The 24,503-nt window shown below is 42.7% G+C and carries 23 protein-coding genes and 2 tRNA genes; 16 read left to right on the top strand and 9 right to left on the bottom strand.

The features are described from left to right. The first annotated feature begins 10 nt into the window (after nt 1-10). The 4 genes from odhB to sucD all read left to right on the top strand — a co-directional run bounded on the left by odhB (nt 11) and on the right by sucD (nt 4,995). The gene (odhB, locus tag NI470_RS06900) at nt 11-1,225 is read left to right on the top strand and encodes a 2-oxoglutarate dehydrogenase complex dihydrolipoyllysine-residue succinyltransferase (RefSeq protein WP_004279435.1); all 1,215 of its coding nucleotides are present in this window, start codon (nt 11-13) and stop codon (nt 1,223-1,225) included. Between the two features lie 99 nt (nt 1,226-1,324). Then, nucleotides 1,325-2,755, top strand: a complete 1,431-nt coding sequence (lpdA, locus tag NI470_RS06895) for a dihydrolipoyl dehydrogenase (protein ID WP_004279436.1) — start codon at nt 1,325-1,327, stop codon at nt 2,753-2,755. A 170-nt stretch (nt 2,756-2,925) separates the two neighbouring features. Next, nucleotides 2,926-4,092, top strand: a complete 1,167-nt coding sequence (sucC, locus tag NI470_RS06890) for an ADP-forming succinate--CoA ligase subunit beta (protein WP_085064490.1) — start codon at nt 2,926-2,928, stop codon at nt 4,090-4,092. A gap of 12 nt (nt 4,093-4,104) precedes the next feature. Then, on the top strand, nt 4,105-4,995 hold the full coding sequence (sucD, locus tag NI470_RS06885; protein ID WP_004646291.1) for a succinate--CoA ligase subunit alpha: 891 nt from the start codon (nt 4,105-4,107) through the stop codon (nt 4,993-4,995). A gap of 65 nt (nt 4,996-5,060) precedes the next feature. On the opposite strand, the gene NI470_RS06880 is transcribed toward sucD, so the two are convergent. The 3 genes from NI470_RS06880 to NI470_RS06870 all read right to left on the bottom strand — a co-directional run bounded on the left by NI470_RS06880 (nt 5,061) and on the right by NI470_RS06870 (nt 8,296). After that, nucleotides 5,061-6,767, bottom strand: a complete 1,707-nt coding sequence (locus tag NI470_RS06880; protein WP_253148026.1) for a flotillin family protein — start codon at nt 6,765-6,767, stop codon at nt 5,061-5,063. Nucleotides 6,768-6,804: 37 nt separating this feature from the next. Then, nucleotides 6,805-7,440: a YqiJ family protein gene (locus tag NI470_RS06875; RefSeq protein WP_005096292.1), complete on the bottom strand. Its 636-nt coding sequence runs from the start codon at nt 7,438-7,440 to the stop codon at nt 6,805-6,807. 313 nt (nt 7,441-7,753) lie between these two features. After that, nucleotides 7,754-8,296: a hypothetical protein gene (locus NI470_RS06870; protein WP_253148025.1), complete on the bottom strand. Its 543-nt coding sequence runs from the start codon at nt 8,294-8,296 to the stop codon at nt 7,754-7,756. A 323-nt stretch (nt 8,297-8,619) separates the two neighbouring features. On the opposite strand from NI470_RS06870, the gene cysD reads away from it, so the two are divergent. From cysD to NI470_RS06855, 3 genes are all read left to right on the top strand, one after another. Continuing rightward, the gene (cysD, locus tag NI470_RS06865; RefSeq protein ID WP_004730252.1) at nt 8,620-9,534 is read left to right on the top strand and encodes a sulfate adenylyltransferase subunit CysD; all 915 of its coding nucleotides are present in this window, start codon (nt 8,620-8,622) and stop codon (nt 9,532-9,534) included. 165 nt (nt 9,535-9,699) lie between these two features. After that, complete coding sequence (gene cysN, locus NI470_RS06860; RefSeq protein WP_071850592.1) at nt 9,700-11,313, top strand: sulfate adenylyltransferase subunit CysN; 1,614 nt, start codon at nt 9,700-9,702, stop codon at nt 11,311-11,313. A 145-nt stretch (nt 11,314-11,458) separates the two neighbouring features. Next, nucleotides 11,459-11,731, top strand: a complete 273-nt coding sequence (locus NI470_RS06855; RefSeq protein WP_253148024.1) for a hypothetical protein — start codon at nt 11,459-11,461, stop codon at nt 11,729-11,731. Between the two features lie 69 nt (nt 11,732-11,800). Here NI470_RS06855 and NI470_RS06850 read toward each other — a convergent pair whose 3' ends face one another. Further along, a complete protein-coding gene (locus tag NI470_RS06850) occupies nt 11,801-12,145 on the bottom strand; it encodes a thioredoxin family protein (protein WP_005107508.1) in 345 nt (114 codons plus the stop codon). Nucleotides 12,146-12,275: 130 nt separating this feature from the next. Between NI470_RS06850 and NI470_RS06845 the strand changes: the two genes are divergently transcribed. From NI470_RS06845 to NI470_RS06835, 3 genes are all read left to right on the top strand, one after another. After that, a complete protein-coding gene (locus NI470_RS06845) occupies nt 12,276-13,268 on the top strand; it encodes an NAD(P)H-quinone oxidoreductase (protein WP_253148023.1) in 993 nt (330 codons plus the stop codon). A gap of 215 nt (nt 13,269-13,483) precedes the next feature. Beyond that, nucleotides 13,484-13,687 carry a hypothetical protein gene (locus tag NI470_RS06840; protein ID WP_004646307.1) on the top strand — a complete coding sequence of 68 codons (204 nt, stop codon included), beginning with the start codon at nt 13,484-13,486 and terminating at the stop codon, nt 13,685-13,687. 153 nt (nt 13,688-13,840) lie between these two features. Beyond that, on the top strand, nt 13,841-14,743 hold the full coding sequence (locus tag NI470_RS06835; protein WP_253148022.1) for a helix-turn-helix transcriptional regulator: 903 nt from the start codon (nt 13,841-13,843) through the stop codon (nt 14,741-14,743). A 151-nt stretch (nt 14,744-14,894) separates the two neighbouring features. Here NI470_RS06835 and NI470_RS06830 read toward each other — a convergent pair. Together NI470_RS06830 and NI470_RS06825 are read right to left on the bottom strand one after the other, a co-directional pair. After that, nucleotides 14,895-14,980, bottom strand: a tRNA-Leu gene (locus tag NI470_RS06830). A 10-nt stretch (nt 14,981-14,990) separates the two neighbouring features. Then, nucleotides 14,991-15,064 (bottom strand) — tRNA-Cys (locus NI470_RS06825). Nucleotides 15,065-15,217: 153 nt separating this feature from the next. On the opposite strand from NI470_RS06825, the gene folD reads away from it, so the two are divergent. Then, entirely contained in the window at nt 15,218-16,066 is an 849-nt protein-coding gene (gene folD / locus NI470_RS06820) for a bifunctional methylenetetrahydrofolate dehydrogenase/methenyltetrahydrofolate cyclohydrolase FolD (protein WP_004646309.1), read from the top strand. A gap of 135 nt (nt 16,067-16,201) precedes the next feature. After that, nucleotides 16,202-16,870 (top strand): class I SAM-dependent methyltransferase, encoded by a 669-nt coding sequence (locus NI470_RS06815; protein WP_253148021.1) that lies wholly within the window; start codon nt 16,202-16,204, stop codon nt 16,868-16,870. A 73-nt stretch (nt 16,871-16,943) separates the two neighbouring features. Here the strand turns inward: NI470_RS06815 and NI470_RS06810 are convergent, their stop codons facing one another. After that, a complete protein-coding gene (locus NI470_RS06810) occupies nt 16,944-17,366 on the bottom strand; it encodes a hypothetical protein (protein ID WP_004646311.1) in 423 nt (140 codons plus the stop codon). A 134-nt stretch (nt 17,367-17,500) separates the two neighbouring features. Then, entirely contained in the window at nt 17,501-19,330 is a 1,830-nt protein-coding gene (locus NI470_RS06805; protein WP_253148020.1) for a phosphoenolpyruvate carboxykinase (GTP), read from the bottom strand. 417 nt (nt 19,331-19,747) lie between these two features. On the opposite strand from NI470_RS06805, the gene NI470_RS06800 reads away from it, so the two are divergent. The 4 genes from NI470_RS06800 (at nt 19,748) to groL (ending at nt 23,606) form a co-directional block, all read left to right on the top strand. Continuing rightward, the gene (locus NI470_RS06800; RefSeq protein WP_253148019.1) at nt 19,748-20,686 is read left to right on the top strand and encodes a diacylglycerol/lipid kinase family protein; all 939 of its coding nucleotides are present in this window, start codon (nt 19,748-19,750) and stop codon (nt 20,684-20,686) included. Next, the gene (locus NI470_RS06795) at nt 20,667-21,443 is read left to right on the top strand and encodes a metallophosphoesterase family protein (protein WP_253148018.1); all 777 of its coding nucleotides are present in this window, start codon (nt 20,667-20,669) and stop codon (nt 21,441-21,443) included. Before NI470_RS06800 ends, NI470_RS06795 begins: the two co-directional genes overlap by 20 nt. 168 nt (nt 21,444-21,611) lie before the next feature. After that, the gene (locus NI470_RS06790) at nt 21,612-21,902 is read left to right on the top strand and encodes a co-chaperone GroES (RefSeq protein WP_064095612.1); all 291 of its coding nucleotides are present in this window, start codon (nt 21,612-21,614) and stop codon (nt 21,900-21,902) included. Between the two features lie 69 nt (nt 21,903-21,971). Beyond that, nucleotides 21,972-23,606, top strand: coding sequence for a chaperonin GroEL (groL, locus tag NI470_RS06785; protein WP_121980355.1), 1,635 nt, complete (start codon nt 21,972-21,974; stop codon nt 23,604-23,606). Nucleotides 23,607-23,672: 66 nt separating this feature from the next. Here groL and NI470_RS06780 read toward each other — a convergent pair whose 3' ends face one another. Continuing rightward, nucleotides 23,673-24,167 carry a copper resistance protein NlpE gene (locus NI470_RS06780; RefSeq protein WP_253148017.1) on the bottom strand — a complete coding sequence of 165 codons (495 nt, stop codon included), beginning with the start codon at nt 24,165-24,167 and terminating at the stop codon, nt 23,673-23,675. Nucleotides 24,168-24,503: the final 336 nt, after the last annotated feature.

Here is a 24,503-nt window from a genome sequence, read left to right as displayed (position 1 = left end):
ATTCTAAGTAATGGCAACCGAAATTAAAGCACCGGTATTCCCAGAGTCAGTTGCGGACGGTACGATCGCAACTTGGCACAAACAACCAGGTGAAGCAGTGTCACGTGATGAAGTGATCTGCGATATTGAGACTGATAAAGTTGTTTTAGAAGTTGTTGCTCCTGCAGACGGTACACTTGCATCTATCATTAAAGGTGAAGGTGATACTGTTCTTTCAGCTGAAGTCATTGCACAGTTTGAAGAAGGTGCTGTTTCTGGCGCTACGCAAACTCAAGCAGTTCAGTCTGAAGAAAAAGTTGAACAAGCTGCTGCGCAAACTGAAGCGGGTAATGCACCGATCGTTGAACGTCAACAAGTACAGGACCAGGCTCCAGCAGTGCGTAAAGCATTGACTGAATCTGGTGTTGCAGCTGCTGATGTTGCAGGTACAGGCCGTGGCGGTCGCATCACGAAAGAAGATGTGGCAAATCATCAGGCGAAACCGGCAGCACCTGCAGCGCAACCATTAAGCGTTGCAGTGGGCGAGCGTATCGAAAAACGTGTTCCTATGACTCGTCTTCGTAAGCGTGTTGCTGAACGTTTACTTGCAGCAACTCAAGAAACTGCAATGTTGACTACGTTCAACGAAGTGAACATGAAACCAATCATGGAAATGCGTGCTCAATACAAAGATGCATTCGAGAAGCGTCATGGTGCGCGTCTTGGCTTCATGTCATTCTTCGTTAAAGCAGCAACTGAAGCGCTTAAACGCTATCCAGCGGTAAATGCTTCAATTGATGGTGATGACATCGTGTATCACGGTTACTATGACATCGGTGTTGCAGTTTCATCTGAACGTGGTCTAGTGGTTCCTGTACTTCGTGATACAGACCGCATGAACTATGCTGAAGTTGAAAATGGCATCCGTGCATATGCTGGCAAGGCACGTGACGGTAAGCTGGGCATCGAAGACATGACTGGCGGTACATTCACTATTACTAATGGTGGTACTTTTGGTTCATTGCTTTCTACACCAATTCTAAATACGCCACAAACTGCGATTCTGGGTATGCATAAAATCCAGGAACGTCCGATGGCGGTGAATGGTCAAGTAGAAATCTTGCCAATGATGTACCTTGCACTGTCTTATGACCACCGTTTAATCGATGGTAAAGAAGCAGTCGGTTTCCTTGTAACAATCAAAGAATTGTTAGAAGAGCCAGCGCGTCTGATCCTTGATCTGTAATTTATTCATTAAAAATCTCCCCTAACCCCTCTTTAAAAAGAGGGGAAGATCCCCCTTTGGAAAAGGGGGATTAATAAGGGGGATTAGTTGGAGATAAACATGTCTCAATTCGATTTAGTCGTAATTGGTGGTGGCCCGGGCGGCTACGAAGCAGCAATTCGTGCAGCTCAACTTGGTTTTAAAGTTGCGTGTATCGAAAAACGTATTCATAAAGGTAAACCATCTTTAGGTGGTACTTGCTTAAACGTCGGTTGTATCCCGTCTAAAGCTTTACTTGATTCTTCACATCGTTATGAAGATACAGTTCAACATCTAGATGACCATGGTATTACGACTGGTGAAGTTAAATTCGATCTTTCTAAAATGCTGGCTCGTAAAGACAAAGTTGTAGATCAATTGACTGGCGGTATCGATCAGTTACTTAAAGGTAATGGCATCGAGTGGTTAAAAGGTACGGGTAAACTGCTTGCAGGTAAAAAAGTAGAATTTGTTTCTCACGAAGGTGAAACTCAAGTTTTAGAGCCTAAATATGTGATTCTTGCGACGGGTTCTGTACCGGTAAATATTCCTGTAGCTCCTGTAGATCAAGACTTAATTGTTGATTCTACTGGCGCGCTTGAATTCCCAGAAGTACCTAAGCGTTTAGGTGTAATTGGTGCGGGCGTGATCGGTCTTGAGCTTGGTTCTGTATGGCGTCGTCTTGGTGCTGAAGTTGTTGTATTTGAAGCAATGGATGCATTCTTACCAATGGCTGATAAAGCATTGGCAAAAGACTTCCAAAAACTGTTGACTAAGCAAGGTATGGATATCCGTATCGGTGCAAAAGTTGCAGGTACTGAAATCAATGGTCGTGAAGTAACGGTTAAATATAACCAAGCTGGTGAAGACAAAACTGAAACTTTCGATAAATTGATCGTTTGTGTCGGTCGTCGCGCATATGCTGAAGGTTTATTGGCTGATGATTCAGGCATTAAATTGACTGAACGCGGTTTGGTTGAAGTCAACGATTGGTGTGCAACTTCAGTTGAAGGCGTATACGCAATTGGTGACTTGGTACGTGGTCCAATGCTTGCGCATAAAGCAATGGAAGAAGGCGTAATGGCGGTTGAGCGTATTCACGGTCATGCTGCACAAGTGAACTATGACACCATTATTTCTGTAATTTACACACATCCGGAAGCGGCGTGGGTAGGTTTAACAGAACAGCAAGCGACTGAAAAAGGTCACGAAGTTAAAACGGGTCAATTCGGTTTTGCTGTGAACGGTCGTGCTTTAGCTGCGGGTGAAGGTGCCGGTTTCGTGAAGTTTGTTGCTGATGCAAAAACGGATCGTTTACTCGGTATGCACGTGATTGGACCTGCTGCGTCTGATATCGTTCACCAAGGTATGATCGCGCTTGAGTTTGTATCTTCAGTTGAAGATCTTCAGTTGATGACTTTCGGTCACCCGACATTCTCTGAAGTGGTACATGAAGCTGCACTTGCAGTTGATGGGCGTGCGATTCACGCGATCCAACGTAAGCGTAAGTAATTCGAAAAAAGAGCGACTTAGGTCGCTCTTTTTACATTTCATGGTTGTTTTTATTGGAACAATCATCTAAAAATAAAGATAACGATTTTAAGAAATGCTGGTACTGCTTTGACGGACGTCTGGGTGCTAGTGGGTTATAACAAGGCAAAGAAGTAATAAAAGGTTATTCAATGAATTTACATGAGTATCAAGCAAAAGCACTATTAAAAAAATATGGTATGCCTGTACAGGAAGGGATACTTGCCACCAATGCCGATGAAACGGTGCATGCTTTCGAGCAGTTGGGTGGAAAGTTTGCAGTATTGAAAGCACAGGTGCATGCGGGTGGCCGGGGTAAGGCTGGTGGGGTAAAAGTAGTGAAATCGGCTACTGAGGCTGCTGAATATGCCAACCAGATTATTGGTTCACGCTTGGTGACTTATCAGACTGATGCCAATGGTCAGCCGGTCAATAGCATTTTAGTTTCTGAGGATGTTTATCCGGTTGAGCGCGAGCTGTACTTGGGCGCTGTGGTGGATCGCTCGACTCGCCGCATCACTTTTATGGCATCGACTGAAGGCGGTGTTGAAATTGAGAAAGTGGCCGAAGAAACCCCTGAAAAAATTATTAAAGTTGAGGTTGATCCTTTAGTTGGTCTAATGCCATTTCAGGCGCGTGAAGTTGCTTTTGCACTTAAACTCAAAGATGGACAAATCAATCAATTTGTTAAAGTCATGACGGCTGCCTATCAGGCATTTGTAGACAATGATTTTGCACTTTTCGAAATCAATCCGCTGTCTGTGCGTGAAAACGGCGACATTCTGTGTGTCGATGCCAAAATCGGAATTGATTCGAATGCACTGTACCGTTTGCCTGAAGTGGCTGCTTTGCGTGATAAGTCTCAAGAAAATGAACGTGAGTTAAAAGCCTCTGAGTTTGATCTAAACTATGTGGCACTTGAGGGTAACATTGGTTGTATGGTCAATGGTGCCGGTCTTGCCATGGCAACCATGGATATTATTAAGCTGTATGGCGGTCAACCAGCCAACTTCCTGGATGTGGGTGGTGGTGCGACCAAGGAGCGTGTGATTGAAGCCTTTAAAATTATCTTGGCAGATCACTCTGTCCAGGGTGTATTGATTAATATTTTTGGTGGAATTGTACGTTGTGACATGATTGCTGAAGCAATTATTGCAGCGGTTCAGGAAGTAAATGTGACAGTTCCTGTGGTTGTTCGCCTCGAAGGCAACAATGCGGAACTGGGTGCAAAATTACTGGATGAATCAAGTTTGAAATTGATTTCTGCACATGGTCTTGCTGACGCTGCAGAAAAAATCGTTGCTGCTGTAAAAGCTTAAGGAGTATCTAACATGAGCGTATTAGTTAATAAAGACACTAAAGTATTGGTACAGGGCTTTACAGGCAAAAACGGTACATTCCATTCTGAACAGGCTTTAGCCTACGGCACTAAAGTCGTGGGTGGTGTAACCCCGGGTAAAGGTGGTCAAACCCATTTAGAATTGCCTGTATTTAATACCATGCGTGAAGCAGTGAAAGAAACAGGTGCAGATGCTTCAGTGATTTATGTTCCGGCACCCTTTGTACTGGACTCTATTGTTGAAGCGGTTGATTCTGGCATTGAGTTAATTGTGGTAATTACTGAAGGTGTACCGACCATCGACATGCTCAAAGCCAAGCGTTATCTGGAAACCAATGGTAATGGCACACGTCTGATCGGGCCAAACTGTCCGGGTATTATTACGCCGGGTGAATGTAAAATCGGGATCATGCCGGGACATATTCATCAGCCCGGTAAAATCGGGATTATTTCACGTTCAGGCACACTGACTTATGAGGCTGTGGCGCAAACTACAAAACTCGGTTTAGGTCAGTCGACCTGTATCGGTATTGGTGGTGACCCGATTCCGGGTATGAACCAGATTGACTGCTTGAAACTGTTCCAGGAAGATCCACAAACTGAAGCTATCATTATGATTGGTGAGATTGGCGGTACTGCGGAAGAAGAAGCTGCGGAATATATTCAATCGAATGTGACTAAGCCAGTTGTTGGTTATATTGCGGGTGTGACTGCACCTAAAGGCAAACGTATGGGTCACGCAGGTGCGATTATTTCAGGTGGTAAGGGCACAGCAGAAGAAAAGTTTGCTGCCTTTGAGCGTGCGGGTATGGCGTATACACGTAGTCCAGCCGAACTTGGTTCAACCATGCTGCAAGTATTAAAAGATAAAGGTTTAGTTTGATATTCACATTAGACCTTTAATAAAAAAGCTCCCAGATGGGAGCTTTTTTATATCTCAGTCTATTTTTAAGTTTTAGCTTTAAGGCTTTGGGTCATCCCATTAATATCTCCACCCTGAATACCGAGCTCACTCATCAGGCTGTCAATGAGCGGTGCCTGGCTACGATAACGCAGGGCGCTATTCACCACCTGATCTGAAAGAGCAACATTACTATTCTCATGATGGGCATCTGCCTGACAGGCACCGGCATGACCGCCATGTAGGCCATTCACCTGGAGAATCTTGATATCATCAATATTCTCCATTGGCTTGACACTTTCTCTGATAATTTCAGGCAAGTATTTCAGCATGGCCAGACGAATCTGCATTTCGACCTGTTCAGGTGACAGGACGTTATTGGCTTCATTGACCGCACGTGTACCTTCAGCATCCACCTGATACTGTTTCTCCATTGCCTGAGCCAGTAGAATTTTCGCATCCGCTTCGCCCTTGGCTTTAAGGCGGACTTTTTCTGCTTCCGCCTCAGCCGCAATCCGCACTGCTTCTGCATCATCTGCTGCGGCTTGTTTTCCGGCTTCAGCGGCAACCGTAATCGCAATTGCATCTTTTTCTGCGTGTTCTTTGGCTGCGACCAGCTCAACCGCTTTTTGACGCTCTGCCTGCTGGATTTGGCGTACAGTGATGACTTCTTCTTCCGCTTTTACCGCTTGTGCACGTGCCTGATCGGCTTGCGCTTTGGCTTCAGATTCGGCGCGAGATTTTTCTGCAATGGCAATGGCACGATCCTGTTCGGCCAGCTCAATAGTTTTCTTTTGTTCGACTTGGGCTTTTTGAATCAGCTGCGCTTTTTGGATATTCTCATTTTCTACATCACGGGCCGCTAAAATACGCTTGAGGTCGACTTCTCGTTCAGCGGCAATTTGTGCTTCTTCTGCTTCACGTTTTTTGCCGGCTTCCTGAGCGGCAATTTCAGCCAGCTGTTCAGCACGGCGAATGGCAATTTCACGTTCTTGTTGCAGTTTGGCATATTCTTCTTCACGAATAATTTGCAGGCGCGCCTGTTCAGCTTCCAGATTTTTGGTTTTAATCGCCAGATCGGTATCCTGTTCAATATGGTTGCGCTTACGACGACGGTCTTCAATGGTTTCAGTGAGCTTGGTCAGACCTTCAGCATCAAACGCATTTTGCGGATTGAAGTATTTAAATCCGGTCTGATCCAGTCCAGTCAGGGAAACGGTTTCCAATTCCAGACCATTTTTATGTAAATCTTCTGAAACGACTTGCTGAACTTTTTGCACGAAATCGACGCGTTTTTCATGCAGTTCTTCCATGGCCATTTCTGCCGCCACTGCGCGCAGTGAATCAACAAATTTACCTTCCACCAGATTTTTCAGTTCATTCGGTGACATGGTTTTTTGACCAAGGGTTTGTGCTGCGGTGGCAATTGAATCTGCGGTAGGTTTGACCCGCACATAGAATTCAGCCATGACATCCACGCGCATACGGTCACGGGTAATCAGTGCCTGATCATCTGCACGGCGCACTTCAAGACGCAGGGTGTTCATATTGACTTGAATAATTTCATGCAAGACTGGGAGCACGATTGCGCCTCCGCCCAAAATCACCTTTTCACCACCCCAACCGGTACGCACAAAGGAGATTTCTTTACTGGAGCGGCGGTATAGGCGCGCAATGATGAGACCGAAGGTCACCAGTGCTGCAAAAATAATTCCAGAAATAATTAAAATATTATATAAATCAAAAGTTAACATTGTTATAAAGTCTCAGTTTGGTTCTGGCTGAATAAAATTAGAGTGCAGTGGCTTGAAAGCCATTTTTGGTTTTATGGGTCAGTACGACATTCTGACCTTGATTTAAAATTTGATTGGTTTCTGGTTCGACTAAAACATAATGGGTCTGGCCATGCTGATCCCGGACTTTGGCTTGCGCAGGAGAGTTGACTTTGGCATCACCCAGAATAATGATTGCGGTACGCCCAATAAGCTCGTCACTATAAATGGCAGAAGTTTCATCTTGAGGCATAAGCTTGCTGGCAGCCATGGCAAGCCAGCGCACTATCGGCATACACAGAAACAGACAGGCTGGGGAAATTAGCCATACATTGAAGAGCTGGCTGGTCAGGCGTTCAAATATTCCCTGAATCAATAAACCACTTAGGCCATAACTGGTCAGAAAAATGATGAGCCAGATAAATAAAGGCAGACGTCCCAGATATAACCAGTCAAATACTTTGGTGAAAAAGCCGGGATGTTGATCCGGATTAATTTCTGGTTGCAGGGGGTCTTCAGGCAAAAACTGTTCTAACATATTCTGCGAGCCGCCACCGAGCAGCAGTAATATGCATTCCAGTGCAGCAAACATCAGCATCAGACTCAGGCTGATACTAAATACGATATTTGACGGATGAGTAAACAGTTCCCACATTTTTTATCTCTATAATTATGTTTTAGGAAAAGTGTAAGGAAGCCTCTGATGCTATAACGATAGCAGTAATTATTAATTTTGTATGCAAAAAAATAACAAAAAACCTTATAAACAAGGATTGAATATATTATGTATTTAATAATTATTGAACTATTAAAGTTAATAGTAAACTATAAGAAGCTAACTGGATGTTTGAGCAAGTGATGCCATAGCGGCAATAGGAATTCTGAATAGCATGGCATTCTGTGTGTGCTTGCCTGAGAAAGTATAGAGATACATCGACCTGAGTATCTCCAAATTTTTCTGTTCAAGTTTAAAGTAGGGCAGTCTGAATCCGGACTTTCATATCTAGAGTCTGTTGCAGAATATAGTGTTGCATCCATTTGACTTGTTCGCCCATAGGATTGACCTTGACTGCAGTATTCAGGAAGTTGAGATCAGGCTGCTTGAAAAGCTGCTTTTGCAAGGTTTGCTCCAAAATCTGACTGTTGGTGGTCAAAGGTAATGCCACTAGATAGAACGCTTTAGGATAATTATAAAAGGCATATAATAAGTTAAAGGCTTTTTGATCACCTTTGAGGTTGCCAGCACCAATTTCGTAAGCTGCGTTCTGGTTACTATAAGTAACGCCGATTAGAAATTCCCAATGACCTTCTTGCAAACGCAGACCAAACTGTAATCCGATTTGATCCGCGGTCAGCTCGTGTTGCAGATAGATATTTAAAGGCTTGCCATCATCACTGAAAGGTTCTTGCAAGACTAGAATATGTTGCTGATGCTGATAAATATAACCAGCAAGCTGGGCCTGTTCCAGACGGGTTTTTACAGTGGTGAGATCAAAAGCGCTATAGGGCATAAATGAAGTATATCAAGAGGGAGAATTGAGTCTTACTCTAGTAATTTTTTAACTATTTGAGAACCACTACTTTAGATTATTTTCCTAGGATTTTATTGGTTTAGCGACAGGTTAATATATACTTCTACCACACAATATCCTCGCTTGAATTGTGCAAATCATTGATTCATAAAAACTGATATTCATTATTGATGAATTTTTATATGAGCTTTTGATATATCAATATCATAAAACAAGCAATGGATAGGATAAGTAAATCACTATAATGAATATAAATTTTCAAAAGTGTCATAAGTACACGTTTTTCTAAGCTGGTGTTGTCCATGTCGTTAAATGAGGAAAGACTTACTCATCTCAAACAGCTTGAAGCTGAGAGTATTCATATCATCCGCGAAGTTGCTGCCGAGTTTGAAAATCCGGTCATGCTGTATTCGATTGGTAAAGATTCAGCGGTCATGCTGCATCTTGCGCTAAAAGCGTTCTACCCAGCAAAACTTCCATTTCCATTATTACATGTCGATACAGGCTGGAAGTTTAAAGACATGATCACTTTTCGGGACAACATGGCGAAAACCCATGGTTTCGATTTGATCGTGCATCAGAATAAAGAAGGGGTTGAGGCTGGTATTAACCCGTTCGACCATGGTAGTTCTAAATATACCGACATCATGAAAACTCAGGGCTTAAAACAGGCTCTGGATAAATACGGTTTTGATGCTGCTTTTGGTGGCGCGCGCCGTGATGAAGAAAAATCACGTGCCAAAGAACGTGTTTATTCATTCCGTGATTCGAAACATCGTTGGGATCCAAAAAACCAGCGTCCAGAACTTTGGAATCTTTATAACGGTAAAGTGAACAAGGGCGAAAGTATTCGTGTATTCCCGTTATCTAACTGGACTGAGCTGGATATCTGGCAATACATCTATTTGGAAAGTATTCCATTAGTACCACTTTATTTGGCTGCAGAACGTCCTGTGGTTGAACGTAGTGGCACACTTATTATGGTTGATGATGAACGTATGCCTTTAAAAGAAGGTGAAGTTCCACAAATGAAATCGGTACGTTTCCGTACTTTGGGTTGTTATCCATTAACAGGTGCTGTGGAATCTACAGCCAATACCTTGCCGGAAATTATTCAGGAAATGTTACTGGCAACCAGTTCTGAGCGTCAAGGTCGTATGATTGACCATGATGAAGCAGGCTCAATGGAGAAGAAGAAGCAGGAAGGCTACTTCTAATTTAATCTCCCCCCTTGCGCAGCAATGCTACTCACCTCTTTAAAAAGAGGGGGAACTCCTAAATCAGAACGGAGATAAAGTCCCTCTTTATTAAAGAGGGATTTAGGGAGATTAAAAAGAGATTCAAAACAACCGATTTCTAAAGAATATGTGGAGCTTTGAGCGATGTCTCATCAATCTGATTTAATCAGCCAAGATATCTTGGGCTATCTGAAACAACATGAAAATAAAGATCTGTTACGTTTCCTGACTTGCGGTAACGTGGACGATGGTAAATCGACGTTAATCGGTCGTCTGCTGTATGATTCAAAATTGATTTATGAAGATCAATTACAGGCTGTGACCCGTGACTCGAAAAAAGTCGGTACGACAGGTGATGCACCTGACTTGGCGCTTCTGGTCGATGGTTTACAAGCAGAGCGTGAGCAAGGCATTACCATTGATGTGGCCTATCGTTATTTCTCGACAGAAAAACGTAAATTCATCATCGCGGATACGCCGGGACACGAACAGTACACCCGTAACATGGCGACAGGTGCGTCGACTTGTGACCTTGCAATCATTTTGATTGATGCGCGTTATGGCGTGCAAACCCAGACACGTCGTCATACCTTTATTGCGAGTTTGCTTGGGATCAAGAACATCATTGTTGCGATTAACAAGATGGACTTGGTGGAATTCTCTGAAACACGTTTCAATGAAATCCAAGCTGAATATGCGGCATTCGTTGCACAATTGGGCGACCGTAAACCAAGCAATATCATCTTTACGCCTATTTCTGCATTGAATGGCGATAATGTGGTGAACAAGTCGGCCAATACGCCGTGGTACACTGGTGAAACGCTGATGGGTACGCTTGAATCGGTGGAAATTAACCGTAGTTCAGCGAAGCAGGATTTCCGTTTCCCTGTGCAGTACGTGAACCGTCCGAACCTCGACTTCCGTGGTTTCTGCGGTACGATCGCACTTGGCGATATCAATGTTGGCGATACCGTAACAGCATTACCTTCTGGTAAATCATCGACTGTCAAAGAAATTGTCACTTTTGATGGCAATCTTGAGCATGCCGTTGCAGGTCAGGCAGTGACTTTAACGCTTAACGATGAAATTGATATTTCACGTGGTAACGTGTTAATTCGTGCGGATCAAGCTGTTCCAAATATTTCCCGTTCAGTTCAAGCGACTGTTGTGTGGATGGCAGATCAACCACTTGTACTGGGTAAGCTGTACAACATCAAGATTGGTACGCAAACCGTTCCGGCAAAAGTAACGGCAATTCATTACCGTACCAACGTTAACACATTGGAAAAAGTTCAGGTGGATAAACTTGAGCTAAATGCAATCGCCAATGTGACTGTTGAATTTGATGCACCAGTGGTCTTTGACCGTTATCAAGACAGCCGTTTCACCGGTTCGTTTATCTTCATCGATCGTTTGAATAACGTGACGATTGGTGCTGGTATGGTGGAAGAATCAGTTGAATGGTCTGCACACGATGAGCCTGTCACTGCAGAAGCACGTGCGGCACGTTTGGGTCAAAAACCTGCTGCGGTGACTGTAACTGCTAAAGCTTTGGAAAATGCTCAGGCGCTAGAAAGCTTGCTGATTCAGCAAGGGATCGTTGCTATTGCTAAAGCAGGTTTGAATGCGGAGCAGGTTGCACTGGTTCGTGAAACTGGTGTGGTTGTAATTACCGATGCTGCAGGTACAGACACGACTTTAACTGCTGAAGCAGTTGAAGAGCTTGCTGAGAAGATTGTGGAATTGGTTCGTCTATAAGACTGGGCTGATTTAAAAAAACCCGCTGAAAAGCGGGTTTTTTATTGCCTAAATTTTGATTGCATGAAAATCATTCGATTAGTCAAAATGTGATCTTTCAATTTACTAGTCAATTAATACAATACTCCCTAGATTTGGGGAATATATGAAAAAATTAATATTGCTGGCTAGTTTGTGTATGGCTTTTGGAGTAGATGCCAAGCAAACCACAACCAGTACTGAATCGATCAAGCAAAAAATAATCCAGCAGTCGATTGAGAATTATCCAGGAAATTGTCCGTGTCCTTATAATACTGCACGTAATGGTAGTCGTTGTGGTAAGCGTAGTGCTTATAATCGTGCAGGCGGATATGCGCCGCTGTGTTATCCGGAAGATGTGAGTGATCGAATGGTAAAGGAATATAAAGGGCGTAGTTAATTAAAGGCTCCATATTTAGATAGTGAGCTAAAAGAAATATTTTTGTTAGATTTGGCTTCACATGGGTAATTATTCATAAGAATCATTGAGGACTAAGGCCAGAATTGCTTTCATTTCAGTTAAACTTTTCACGCCTGCAATCCTTTTAATAATTTCTCCATTTCTAAAAATAAGCGTAGAAGGCAAACCATAGGCATTATAGCGCAAGGTTAAAATCGGAGACTGATCCACATTGATCTTGCCAAATTTAACTTCAGGATTTACCTCAGCATAGTATGTCGCCAGTTCGGCAAAGATCGGAAAATTCTGAACACAGGGCTTGCACCAGTCTGCATAAAAGCGAATCACGGCAAAACCTTCAAACCACTCAAAATCACTGTAATTGTTTTCGTTATATTCGATCACTTGGGTCATGGTTGGCCTATTATCAATTTCCTGAATAGTCCCCCGATTATACATAAGTCCGATGTAGCTTCATTCCTCATGCTAACTATGTTCAAATAAGTCCAAGACATATGAAATGCATAGATTAGGGAAAGAAATCATGTCGCAACAAACCATGCAGCAAGTCATTATTACAGAACCGGGTGGTGTTGATAAACTCGCTTATGAAATGGTGACTGTACCTGAACCTAAAGCAGATGAAGTTCTGGTGAAAGTTCATGCCTTTGGTATTAACCGTCCAGATATCCTGCAGCGTCAAGGCTTATATCCGATGCCTAAAGGGGTAACACCAGTTCCTGGTCTGGAAGTGGCAGGGGAAGTGGTTGCGGTTGGTAGCGATGTCAGCCAGTTTAAAATCGGTGACAAGGTTTGTGGCCTGACCAATGGTGGCGGTTATGCTGAATATTGCGTAGTGCCAGAAAGCCAGACCTTGAATATTCCTGAAGGCGTAAGTTTTGTACAGGCAGCGGCCATTCCTGAAACTTTCTTTACTGTATGGGCGAACGTGTTCCAGATGGGTAAGGCCAAAGCAGGGGAAACGGTACTGGTGCATGGTGGAACGAGCGGGATTGGTACGACTGCTTTGATGTTGTGTAAATCACTTGGCATCAAAACTTTTGCAACCGTCGGTTCGGATGAAAAAGTTGCAGCGATTTCTGATTTAACCACGGCTATTAACTATAAAACTCAGGACTTTGAGCAAGTTATTAATGAAGCCACTGACAATGGTGGTGTCGATGTCATTTTAGATATGGTCGGTGCACCATATTTAGAGCGTAATTTGAATTTGTTGCGCCGTGATGGACGTCTGGTCTATATCGCTTTCTTGGGTGGTGCCAAGGCCAAAGAAGTCAAACTGGGTCAAATCATGATGAAACGTCTGACCATTACCGGTTCGACCATGCGTGCACGCAGCACGGCTGAAAAAGCGGAAATTGCACAAGGCCTGAAAGAGCAGATTGCACCATTGTGGGCAAAAGGCGAATGTCTCCCGATGATCTATAAAACGTTTAAGTTCGATCAGATTCAGGATGCCCATGCCACAATGGATACTGGAGAGCATGTGGGTAAAGTTGTAGTTGAAATTATTTAATACGAGATAAGTGATTCAAAAAAAGCCAGTAATTTTACTGGCTTTTTTTAATTTTAAGTAAAATATTATTACAAATAAATATATAAAATCTTGAATAAAAATTAAAAAATGTTAACTGTTCGACACAACCTGTCAATTATGACACGTAAATTGCATGTATAGATAATTCCGACCAAATGGTTAAACATTCACATGAATGTGAGAGGGAAAATAAGATGAAAATTATTTCAACAGCATATAGTTCAAAACATAGTTTAAGAGCATTACGACGTATTCATAAAATGATTATTCGCGGAACCATCAGCTGGGTAGAGTTACATAAAATGTATCGGGCGATGCTGCATCTGGAGCGTTATATAGAAAGATTAACAATACAAAATCGTCATTCAAGCAAGAAAGCATCCAGAAAATCCAAATAAGATCTTGTATGTTTAGGGTGAATAAAGGGTCAAGATCTGATGCAAAAAAATATCTTAGACTTTGTCCTAATATTATTCATTGATCGGCATTCAGTATAATCATTCAACATCTAGCGATAAATAAGTACATGAGAATGTATTAAGTGGGGATTTATGAAGCGCCCAGCTTCAACACATGAGCGTCTTGCAGAGCGTTTAGCCAGAATTTTGACCAAATTAAACGTCGGATATCAACTCCGGGCTGCAGAGCTAGCTGCAGAATTTCAGGTCAGCACCCGCACCATTGAGCGTGATTTTGATCGTCTAGGCTCTTACTTACCCTTACTTCAAGATGAACAGAAACGATATTATCTGGAACCCTCTTATTTAGGGCGGTTTAAATTGCAGGATATCCAGACTTTTGCCCAGCTTTCGGGGATCAGTGAGTTGTATCCGGCGTTGGATATGTCTTTTATGCGTGAACTGCTGGATGAGCGGGCAAATCAGGTATTTTCGGCAAAAGGCTATTATTTTGAAGATGCCAAACAGTTTGCCGAACATTTCAAGTTGCTTGCAAGCGCAATCTATAAACGTCAGCAGGTTGAGTTGCAATATTCAGATCAATTGCGAATCATTAAGCCTTATCGCTTGATTCACCATCATGGTATCTGGTATCTGGTGGGTGTAGGTCAGGACAAGTTGCGCACCTATCGCTTAAGTCAGGTGCAACAACTCAAGCTGGTTTTTGAGGCGGAGGGCTTTGAGCATGATCCTGAAGTGCTGAAAATGCTGACAGATGAAGACAGCATCTGGTTTGGACAGCAAAAGCAGCAAGTCTTAATCAAGGTACAACCTGAAGTCACGGTTTTTTTTAAAGAGCGCCGTTTATTTCCAGAACAGCAGATCGAGCAGGAGACCGAGGCTGGAGAGTTGATGATCAGTTGCCAGATCCGTCACGAAATGCAGTTATTGCCTTTAGTTCGTTACTGGTTGCCATACGTGAAAATTATTGAGCCGATTCATTTCCAGCAGAAACTGGAACAGGATTTGCAAGGATATTTACGTTCTGCTGGATGATATTGAGAAAACAGAGCAGGGTGGCCTGATTAATGATGACACTTTAAATGGGAATTTAATTTACTTATTTTTTGACTAACTAAATTACAGATATAAAAAAACCAGCTTTCGCTGGGTTCTTTATTTGCACCATCTTTCTATAGTAGAAGAATGGTGCCCGAGGCCAGACTCGAACTGGCACGCTTTGTGGGCGGGGGATTTTAAATCCCCTGTGTCTACCGATTTCACCACTCGGGCTTTAACAAGATGGAGGCGGAGGTCGGAATCGAACCGGCGTCCACGGAGTTGCAGTCCGCTGCATGACCACTCTGCCACCCCGCCGCGTCTTGTTGATGCGTATATTAGCAAGCTCAGAAAAAAAAACAATAGTGTATTCATCTGTATGCGCATAAAAACATCATCTGGCGGAAAATATTTAAATTATTCATGTAGAATGTGCAAAATTGATTCATATCAACACTTGGGAGAAGTGCCGTGGCATTAGTTCTAGACGGTCGTGCATTGGCGAAGCAAATTGAAGCTGACTTGTTTACTCGCGTAGAAGCGCTGAAAGCAAAATCAGGTCGTACTCCAATTCTTGCGACGATTTTGGTAGGTGACGATGGTGCATCTGCAACTTATGTTCGCATGAAAGGCAATGCCTGCCGCCGTGTTGGTATGGACTCACTCAAAGTGGAACTTCCTAAAGAAACCACAACTGAAGAATTATTGGCTGAAATTGAAAAATTAAATGCAAATCCTGATGTGCACGGTATTCTGTTACAACATCCGGTTCCTGCACAAATTGATGAACGCGCTTGTTTCGATGCAATCTCGCTTGAAAAAGACGTAGATGGCGTAACTTGTCTTGGCTACGGTCGTATGGCAATGGGCGAAGCAGCCTATGGTTCAGCGACGCCTGCGGGTATCATGACCATCCTGAAAGAGAACAACATTGAAATCGCTGGTAAACATGCAGTGGTTGTAGGTCGTTCTGCAATTTTGGGTAAACCAATGGCAGCGATGCTGCTTGAAGCCAATGCAACTGTGACCATTTGCCATTCACGCACTCAAGATCTTGCAAGCTTTGTTAAGCAAGCAGATATCATTGTCGGTGCGGTAGGTAAAGCAGAATTAATTCAAAAAGACTGGATCAAACAAGGTGCAGTGGTTGTTGATGCTGGTTTCCATCCACGTGATGGCGGTGGTGTTGGTGATATCCAACTTGTTGGCATTGAAGAAATTGCTTCTGCTTACACACCAGTTCCGGGTGGTGTAGGTCCAATGACGATTACCACTTTAATCCGTCAAACGGTTGAAGCTGCTGAAAAAGCTTTAGGTTAATCAAATCCTCCCTAACCCTCCTTTTTCAAAGGAGGGAACTCTGATCACTATTTTTGGATGGAGTTTCCCCCTCTTTTTTAAAGAGGGGCTAGGGGAGATTCTTCAAAGACATTAATACTAATTAAAAGAAATCTAATGAGCTGCACCTTCCGACTCCCTCAAGCCCCAGAACATCTACTAAAAGCCTTGCATGATGTGATTCCACACTGTGAGCTACATGCACAGCAATTCCCGGATACACCCATTTCCCTGTGGCTGATTCCGCCAGTATTCCCAACAGATAAGCTGGATGATGAGGTGATTCGTCGCATTTGGAATGATACACCATACTGGATCTTTTGCTGGGCCTCAGGCTTGGCGATGGCGCAGTGGCTATTGGCAGAGCCGCATCATGTTAAAGACAAAGTAGTTTTGGATTTTGGGGCGGGATCGGGCGTAGTTGCCATTGCGGCGAAAATGGCAGGTGCAAAACGTGTGATCTGCTGTGATATCGATCAAGTTAGTCTAGATGCCTGTCGTGCCAATGCAGAGCTAAATGATGTCGAGCTTGAATATCTGGATGACCTATATAAGGCAGAGAAAGTGGATATTTTATTAGCCGCAGATGTGCTCTATGATCAATGTAACCGTTTCTTCCTGGATGAGTTTTTAAAATTTGCACCTGAGGTGTGGGTTGCAGACAGTCGGGTAAAAAACTTTAGTCATCCTCAATATGAAAAACTGGATGAGCGTAGTGCGACGACCTGGCCGGATTTGGATGAATCGCCCGAATTTCGTAATGTCAGTTTCTATAAAACACGTTAAATTTAAAAAATTAAAAAGGGCACTAGGCCCTTTTTGATTGTCTTACTCTGATTAAGTAACTAAGTATCAGATATTAAGAACAGGTATAACGAATAACCCGCATGGTCGTAGGGCGGGCTTCTAAAGCTTCGCGTGCACCCGGGTTCTCGCTATTATGTAAATCAGGCGTATTGCTCAAGCTGATTTGCGTGCGGCTATTACCCAGTTGGCGGCCATAGTTTTCCTGTTCCGCAGTTGGATTGGAAATTTCATTGGTGCTTAAAATCTGGATGTTGTAAGTTTTGGAATTTCCTAATACGTGTCTGCAAGCGGCTTGCAAGCGATTTTCATCCTGGCTTGGTCGTCCTGAGAGGGTGTAGCTCAAGGTTGCTGTATTGCCTGAACGTTCCAGAATTTCATAGCCACTTTGTCCATTGAATTGATGGGGTGTGGTCTGACATGCACTCAGTACGAAACTGCTCGCAGCCATAGCCAAAATTACTGTTGTTCTTTTCATATTTATAGTTCCTGAAGTCTTGGCTTAAGTATGCCATATTTTGCTTAAACTGCTGCTCTGGTCAATTGTGATCAATTGTTTAAACAGCCAATAAAAAAGGCCGCTTACGCGACCTTTTTTAATTAAATCAGCAATTAAGCAGATTTAACTGCAGCAATAAGTTCTGCTTGACGAGTTTTTAACGCTTCCGGTAAACGCTCACCTAGCTTATCGAACAATTCAGTATGGCTTTCAAGCTCTTTGATCCATTGATCTTTGTCTTGAGATGTCACAAGGTCAAATTGCTCTTTGGTGAAGTCTGAACCCGTCCAATTCAACTGTTCATAAGTTGGAACGCGGCCAATTGGGGTATCAACAGCAGTTGCACGACCTTCACAACGGTCAATGATCCACTCAAGAACACGCATGTTTTGACCGAAACCAGGCCATACGAAGTTGCCTTCAGCATCACGACGGAACCAGTTCACGTTGTAGATACCAGGAAGTTTGTTGCCAGCAGCTTCAGCTTTCTTGGCAACTTGCTCACCCATTTCTAACCAGTGCGCGAAGTAATCTGCCATGTTGTAGCCAGCAAAAGGCAGCATCGCAAACGGGTCACGACGAACGATACCTTGTTGGCCAACAGCAGCAGCAGTAGTTTCAGAACCCATGGTTGCAGCTTTATAAACGCCATCAACCCAATCAGTTGCTTCTGAAATAAGAGGCACTGTGTCTGCACGACGACCACCGAAGATGAATGCAGAAATTGGCACGCCAGCTGGATTTTCCCAGTCAGCGTCAATAGAAGGACATTGACCAGCTGCAACTGTGAAACGAGCATTTGGATGCGCTGCTTTTTCTTCGCCAGTGTGTGGTTGGCCTTTCCAGTTAGTCAAGTTAGCAGGAGCTTCTTTAGTCAGACCTTCCCACCAAACTTCACCATTGTCAGTCACAGCAACGTTGGTATAAATCACGTCTTTGTGCAGAGTCGCCATACAGTTCGGGTTGGTCTTGGTATTGGTACCAGGCGCTACACCGAAGAAACCAGCTTCAGGGTTGATTGCATATAAGCGACCGTCTTCACCTGGTTTGATCCAAGCAATATCGTCACCTACAGTTTCAATCTTCCAGCCTTCATAGCCTGCTGGTGGAATCAACATAGCGAAGTTTGTTTTACCACATGCAGATGGGAATGCAGCTGCGATGTAGTGTTTTTCGCCTTGTGGATTGGTCACGCCAAGGATCAGCATGTGTTCAGCTAACCAGCCTTGTTGACGACCCATAAATGATGCAATACGTAATGCCAGGCATTTTTTACCCAACAATGCGTTACCGCCATAACCAGAACCATAAGACCAGATCTCACGAGTTTCTGGGTAATGCACGATGTATTTTTCTTTGTTGCAAGGCCATGCAACATCTTTTTCGCCGTTCGCAAGCGGAGCACCTACAGTGTGTACGCAAGGAACGTATTCACCGTCAGTACCAAGAACGTCATAAACAGCTTTACCCATACGAGCCATTTTAGACATGCTTACTGCAACGTAAGGAGAGTCAGTTAACTCGATACCGATATGAGCGATATGAGAACCCAATGGACCCATTGAGAATGGAACCACATAAAGTGTACGACCTGCCATTGAACCGTCAAATAAACCGTTCAATTTTTCGCGCATGACAGCAGGTGCTTCCCAGTTGTTGGTCGCGCCAGCATCGTCTTTGTTTTCAGAACAGATGTAAGTACGATCTTCAACACGTGCTACGTCAGAAGGATCAGAATTTGCAAGATAAGAACCAGGATGAGTTTCTTGATTCAGCGCTTGCATTGTGCCGTTAGCGATCATCAAGTCGATATAACGTTGATATTCTTCTGCGCTACCGTCACACCATTCAATTTTTGCTGGTTTTGTTAATTTAGCAATCTCTTCCACCCAAGCAATAAGCTTAGGGTGACGAACGAATTCTGGTGCGTTCACTTGGGTCATGGTGAGGCCTATCTCAAATGTGTACAAATTAGATGTACAAAGTACAATCCGAGCAATAAAAAATATCGCCCAGATGAAATATGAAAAAAAGTGGCTGTATTAAAGCATAAAATGATAAAAAAAATAAGACCAAAGAAGTGCTAGATTTCTTTTGGAATATAATGCTATTTTATTTATAAATATAAGTAAAACAACAAGATAAAACTAAATATTTGAATTATTAAGGTTATTTATATAAGTGATGAGTGGTATTTATTTTAAAAATTGATATTAAAATCATTATCTTAGTTTTATAAGATCTCTAATATTCATTATTGATTAAATAAATGGTTGCCATTTGAATTTTACATAAAGCCACTGTTAATTGTCTATGAATTGGACAAAATGCCAATAGGCTTCAATGAAATTGCGCGAAAAATGTCTAATCAATCTAAACCCTTATCGCTGATTTTTAATCATAAAGCTGGTTTTCGCATACAGGGGCCAGAAGGCATTTATGAACAGCTGATCGATATATTTTCAGCGCAGGGTTATCAAACTAAAGCTTATGAAATCAATGATTCACAGCAATTTGATAAAATTATGGTTGAGGTGCTTGAACAGCATTTGGCATCTAGCGAGTCAGGAATCATCGTTGCGGCAGGCGGAGATGGCACTTTAAATACAGTCGCCAAACATGTGTTGAATACGCAAATTCCTGTCGGTATTTTGCCTTTAGGGACTTTTAACTATGTGGCGAGATTATTGGGGATTCCGCTGGATTTGCTTGAAGCGGCAAAAGTGATTGCGACAGGACAGCCACAACGTATGAATGTTGCTCGTATCAATCAGGAAATTTATCTGAATAATGCCAGTCTAGGTCTATATCCTTTATTTATTAAAAAACGTGAAGACTATAATCGTATTTTTGGTCGCCTACCGCTACATGCCTATACCTCTGCACTGGATGTTTTAATTCGCGATCGTAGAGAATTAAAATTAAAAATCTGGGTGGATCAAAAGAAATATCCGGTAAAAACACCACTGATCTTTTTTGGCAATAATCCCTTGCAACTGGCAGATATGAAAATGCGCATTGCAGAAGCGGCTGAAAAAGGTAAAGTGGCGGGAGTGGTAGTTTCTAAAAGTGATAAGCTTACTTTATTTAAGTTGGTGTATCAGCTGATTCGTGGGAAGATTGACCAGGCATCGGATGTTTATAGTTTTGCAGCCGATCAAGTCCGAATCGAATCCAGAGCCAAGAAACTGATGGTAGCGATTGATGGGGAAATTGTGGAAATGGCCCCGCCACTCAATATTTCTGTATTAAAAGATAGCCTAAGCGTAATGGTGCCACATGATTCTGCATCTGTCTGATCTGCATTTTGGAACAGAGAAGCCGGAGTGTTTAGAAGCGATTCGGCATTTCTGTCAGACCCATCCACTTGAAGCCGTCGTCATCAGTGGTGACCTGACTCAGCGCGCACGTTTGGATCAATTCTTTGCCTGCAAAAATTTTTTAGATCAGCTCAATACGCCTTATATGGTGATCCCGGGGAATCATGATATTCCGCTCTATCATTTGTGGAATCGGCTTTTCAATCCATTTACCCGTTACCAGATTTTTTTTGGTGAATTGGAGCCAATATTTGAAACTGAAAATTTTTATCTGATTGGGGTGAATTCGATCCGACGTCGATATCATACCAAAGGGCATTTATCCCTTGAGCAGATTCAGCGTATTGATTTGCAACTGGCACAGGCGCCTGCTTCCAAATTAAAAATCATTGTCAGCCATCAGCCTTTTTACGTGCCTTTTCAAAATAAGCGCGGTTTCAAGGACAGCCCACTGATGGCTAAAATTGCTTTACAGGCCTGGGCAGAGCATGGTCTGTTTGCGCTGTTACATGGGCATCTGCATCAACCGGCGATTTATGATTTGAACCAGATGTTCGGATTGGGGATGGATCATCCTGTATATGATGTACATGCGGGGACTTCTGCGTCAAATCGTTTGCATAAAAATGAACCTAACAGCTTTAATCTGATTAATGCCACAGGAAAAATTTCTCAATATTTGTTCGATGAAGTGGCACAAGCCTTTATGTTGAAAGCTGATCTGCCGAATAAATAGACGAAAACCTATGATTCGTTAAAAAAAACCAATTTTTTTTCATTTTTGCCCTTGAAGCGTTTTATTCCATCTCCATAAAAGTGACATCAAAAATTTTTGATGATGACCCATGGAATAATTAAGTCGTCATCAGTGACCTAAAAAAGACTTAGTCTGATGGAGTTATTTATGAGCAACATTCGTCCATTACATGATCGCGTTGTTATTCGTCGTGTTGAAGAAGAAACTAAAACAGCGGGAGGGATTTTACTTCCTGGTTCGGCTGCTGAAAAACCTGCTCAAGGGGAAGTTATTGCAGTTGGTAATGGTCAAATCACCGACAATGGTGTACGTGCATTAGATGTAAAAGTTGGCGACAAAGTATTGTTCGGTACGTATGCAGGTACTACTGTAAAAGTAGACGGTGAAGAGCTTCTAATCATGAAAGAATCTGACATTTTAGCAGTATTAGAAGCTTAATCTACGCTAAAAAGTTTTATTCGTTCCAAATCAGATTTTGTAAAGATACAATAATATTCGGAGTCAAATATGTCAGCTAAAGACGTAAAATTTGGTGATTCAGCTCGTTCAAAAATGATTGCTGGTGTAAACACCCTTGCAGATGCAGTAAAAGTTACGCTTGGTCCTAAAGGCCGTAACGTGGTGATCGACCGTTCTTTTGGTTCGCCGCACATCACTAAAGATGGTGTTACTGTAGCCAAAGAAATTACTTTAAAAGACAAGTTCGAGAACATGGGGGCTCAACTTGTTCGCGAAGTATCTTCTAAGACCAATGACATCGCGGGTGACGGTACAACGACTGCGACTGTATTGGCACAAGCAATTTTGAATGAAGGCATCAAGTCAGTAACTGCGGGTATGAACCCAATGGACTTGAAACGCGGTATCGATATTGCAGTACGTTCTGTTGTTGAAAACATCAAGGCAACTGCAAAACCAGCATCAGACTCTAAAGCCATTGAACAAGTAGGTTCGATCTCTGCTAACTCTGATACGACTGTAGGTCAGCTGATTGCGCAAGCAATGGAAAAAGTGGGCAAAGAAGGCGTAATCACGGTTGAAGAAGGTTCAGGCTTCGAAGATTCGCTTGACGTAGTTGAAGGTATGCAGTTCGATCGCGGTTATATCTCTCCATACTTCGCGAACAAACAAGATACTTTGACAGCAGAACTTGAAAATCCATTCATTCTTCTTGTTGATAAAAAAATCAGCAATATTCGTGAATTGATTACAGTACTTGAAGCTGTTGCTAAAACTGGCAAACCGCTTTTAATCATTTCTGAAGATGTTGAAGGCGAAGCGCTTGCGACGCTTGTTGTCAACAACATGCGCGGTATTATCAAAGTATGTGCGGTGAAAGCACCTGGTTTTGGTGACCGTCGTAAAGCTATGCTTCAAGACATCGCGATCTTGACTGGCGGTACTGTGATTTCTGAAGAAATCGGCATGCAGCTGGATCAAACGACGCTTGATCACTTGGGTACAGCACATAAAGTAACTGTATCTAAAGAAAATACTGTAATTGTAGATGGTGCTGGTAATGCTGGCCAAATCGCTGACCGTGTACAGCAAATCCGTGCACAGATCGAAGAATCTACTTCAGAATATGACAAAGAAAAACTTCAAGAGCGTGTAGCGAAACTTGCTGGCGGTGTTGCTGTCATCAAAATCGGTGCTGCAACTGAAGTTGCAATGAAAGAGAAGAAAGACCGTGTAGACGACGCGCTTCACGCGACTCGCGCTGCGGTTGAAGAAGGTGTTGTTGCGGGTGGTGGTGTTGCACTAGTACGTGCTGCATCTGCACTTGAAGGCGTAACAGGCGCGAATGATGACCAAAACGTAGGTATCAACATTCTTCGCCGTGCGATCGAAGCACCACTTCGTCAAATCGTATCTAACGCAGGTGATGAGCCTTCTGTAGTGATCAACGCTGTGAAGAATGGCGAAGGTAACTTCGGTTATAACGCTGCAACTGGCGAATATGGCGATATGCTGGAAATGGGTATTCTTGACCCTGCTAAAGTAACGCGTTCTGCACTTGAGCACGCAGCTTCTGTTGCTGGTTTGATGCTGACCACTGAATGCATGATCACTGAAATCCCAGAAGACAAACCTGCAATGCCTGATATGGGCGGCATGGGTGGTATGGGCGGCATGATGTAATTCATCATCCGAGCATTTCATAAAAAATCCCCGCAATAGCGGGGATTTTTTTATGCGTTTACAAAATTATGATGCGGACTTTTTAACTAATTTATAATTTAAATTACTGTCAATTTTTTTACCTGATTTCATCTCGCGTGCTTCAATAAAATTTTCACCAACAAAGAATTTACGGTTTTCAGCTTTGTTATCTAATGTGATGATTGAAGGATCTTGAGGGTCAAAACTGAAACTGCCTTTAGTTTCGGTCTCATTATTTCCAGCTTTACCTAAATATTCCTCATTTAGCTCATAGGTTTTATCCGGATTGAGATCTAGCTCGACCTTAATCCCTTCACAGTCAGCACAAGGAAAAACACCTTCATATTCACCTGCCCAATCTAGTGAGGTTTCTGCGCTATCAGCACGGTTCATACTGGTATCCGCGTTATTTTGCTCCATCATGGCTGGGCTGGATTGAGCATTATTATTCATCGGCTCATTATCATTAGGCTTTGAACAGGCGGTTAAAGCTCCTGCAATAACGACTGCTATTGCAGCAGTAAGCGTTAATTTTTTCATTGTTTTGACCCTATTAAATTATTTGTTATGAATTACATTAAAAGTAGTCAGTACAGATAAATAGGGCAATCTTGTTAAAGTTTGATTCATTAGGTGAATGAGGCCAGAGTTATTGATAAGTGAACAGGATTTAAGAATTTTTAGCCAAGTTTAAAGTCACTTTATGCTGTTTCGTTAACCAATTCTGAACGCTATGATTAGAAAATAATGATAATGCGGAGGGGATAATGAAATTAGAACAAGAAAATAGGGTCTGTTGACATTTACTGTTCATAATTAACCCTATAAAGGTAGCCATAAAAATATACAGGCTAAAGCAACAGAACTTTGATAATT

Source organism: Acinetobacter lwoffii (genome assembly GCF_024129115.1).
Lineage (GTDB): Bacteria > Pseudomonadota > Gammaproteobacteria > Pseudomonadales > Moraxellaceae > Acinetobacter > Acinetobacter lwoffii_T.
The sequence above is the reverse complement of the archived record's forward strand: the minus strand, read 5'-3'. Positions and strand labels throughout refer to the sequence as shown.

What these genes read in the sequence shown, in the direction of transcription:
- odhB (WP_004279435.1), top strand. Translation starts at nt 11, where the DNA reads ATGGCAACCGAAATTAAAGCACCGGTATTCCCAGAGTCAGTTGCGGAC.
- lpdA (WP_004279436.1), top strand. Translation starts at nt 1,325, where the DNA reads ATGTCTCAATTCGATTTAGTCGTAATTGGTGGTGGCCCGGGCGGCTAC.
- sucC (WP_085064490.1), top strand. Translation starts at nt 2,926, where the DNA reads ATGAATTTACATGAGTATCAAGCAAAAGCACTATTAAAAAAATATGGT.
- sucD (WP_004646291.1), top strand. Translation starts at nt 4,105, where the DNA reads ATGAGCGTATTAGTTAATAAAGACACTAAAGTATTGGTACAGGGCTTT.
- NI470_RS06880 (WP_253148026.1), bottom strand. Translation starts at nt 6,767, where the DNA reads ATGTTAACTTTTGATTTATATAATATTTTAATTATTTCTGGAATTATT.
- NI470_RS06875 (WP_005096292.1), bottom strand. Translation starts at nt 7,440, where the DNA reads ATGTGGGAACTGTTTACTCATCCGTCAAATATCGTATTTAGTATCAGC.
- NI470_RS06870 (WP_253148025.1), bottom strand. Translation starts at nt 8,296, where the DNA reads ATGCCCTATAGCGCTTTTGATCTCACCACTGTAAAAACCCGTCTGGAA.
- cysD (WP_004730252.1), top strand. Translation starts at nt 8,620, where the DNA reads ATGTCGTTAAATGAGGAAAGACTTACTCATCTCAAACAGCTTGAAGCT.
- cysN (WP_071850592.1), top strand. Translation starts at nt 9,700, where the DNA reads ATGTCTCATCAATCTGATTTAATCAGCCAAGATATCTTGGGCTATCTG.
- NI470_RS06855 (WP_253148024.1), top strand. Translation starts at nt 11,459, where the DNA reads ATGAAAAAATTAATATTGCTGGCTAGTTTGTGTATGGCTTTTGGAGTA.
- NI470_RS06850 (WP_005107508.1), bottom strand. Translation starts at nt 12,145, where the DNA reads ATGACCCAAGTGATCGAATATAACGAAAACAATTACAGTGATTTTGAG.
- NI470_RS06845 (WP_253148023.1), top strand. Translation starts at nt 12,276, where the DNA reads ATGTCGCAACAAACCATGCAGCAAGTCATTATTACAGAACCGGGTGGT.
- NI470_RS06840 (WP_004646307.1), top strand. Translation starts at nt 13,484, where the DNA reads ATGAAAATTATTTCAACAGCATATAGTTCAAAACATAGTTTAAGAGCA.
- NI470_RS06835 (WP_253148022.1), top strand. Translation starts at nt 13,841, where the DNA reads ATGAAGCGCCCAGCTTCAACACATGAGCGTCTTGCAGAGCGTTTAGCC.
- NI470_RS06815 (WP_253148021.1), top strand. Translation starts at nt 16,202, where the DNA reads ATGAGCTGCACCTTCCGACTCCCTCAAGCCCCAGAACATCTACTAAAA.
- NI470_RS06810 (WP_004646311.1), bottom strand. Translation starts at nt 17,366, where the DNA reads ATGAAAAGAACAACAGTAATTTTGGCTATGGCTGCGAGCAGTTTCGTA.
- NI470_RS06805 (WP_253148020.1), bottom strand. Translation starts at nt 19,330, where the DNA reads ATGACCCAAGTGAACGCACCAGAATTCGTTCGTCACCCTAAGCTTATT.
- NI470_RS06800 (WP_253148019.1), top strand. Translation starts at nt 19,748, where the DNA reads ATGTCTAATCAATCTAAACCCTTATCGCTGATTTTTAATCATAAAGCT.
- NI470_RS06795 (WP_253148018.1), top strand. Translation starts at nt 20,667, where the DNA reads ATGATTCTGCATCTGTCTGATCTGCATTTTGGAACAGAGAAGCCGGAG.
- NI470_RS06790 (WP_064095612.1), top strand. Translation starts at nt 21,612, where the DNA reads ATGAGCAACATTCGTCCATTACATGATCGCGTTGTTATTCGTCGTGTT.
- groL (WP_121980355.1), top strand. Translation starts at nt 21,972, where the DNA reads ATGTCAGCTAAAGACGTAAAATTTGGTGATTCAGCTCGTTCAAAAATG.
- NI470_RS06780 (WP_253148017.1), bottom strand. Translation starts at nt 24,167, where the DNA reads ATGAAAAAATTAACGCTTACTGCTGCAATAGCAGTCGTTATTGCAGGA.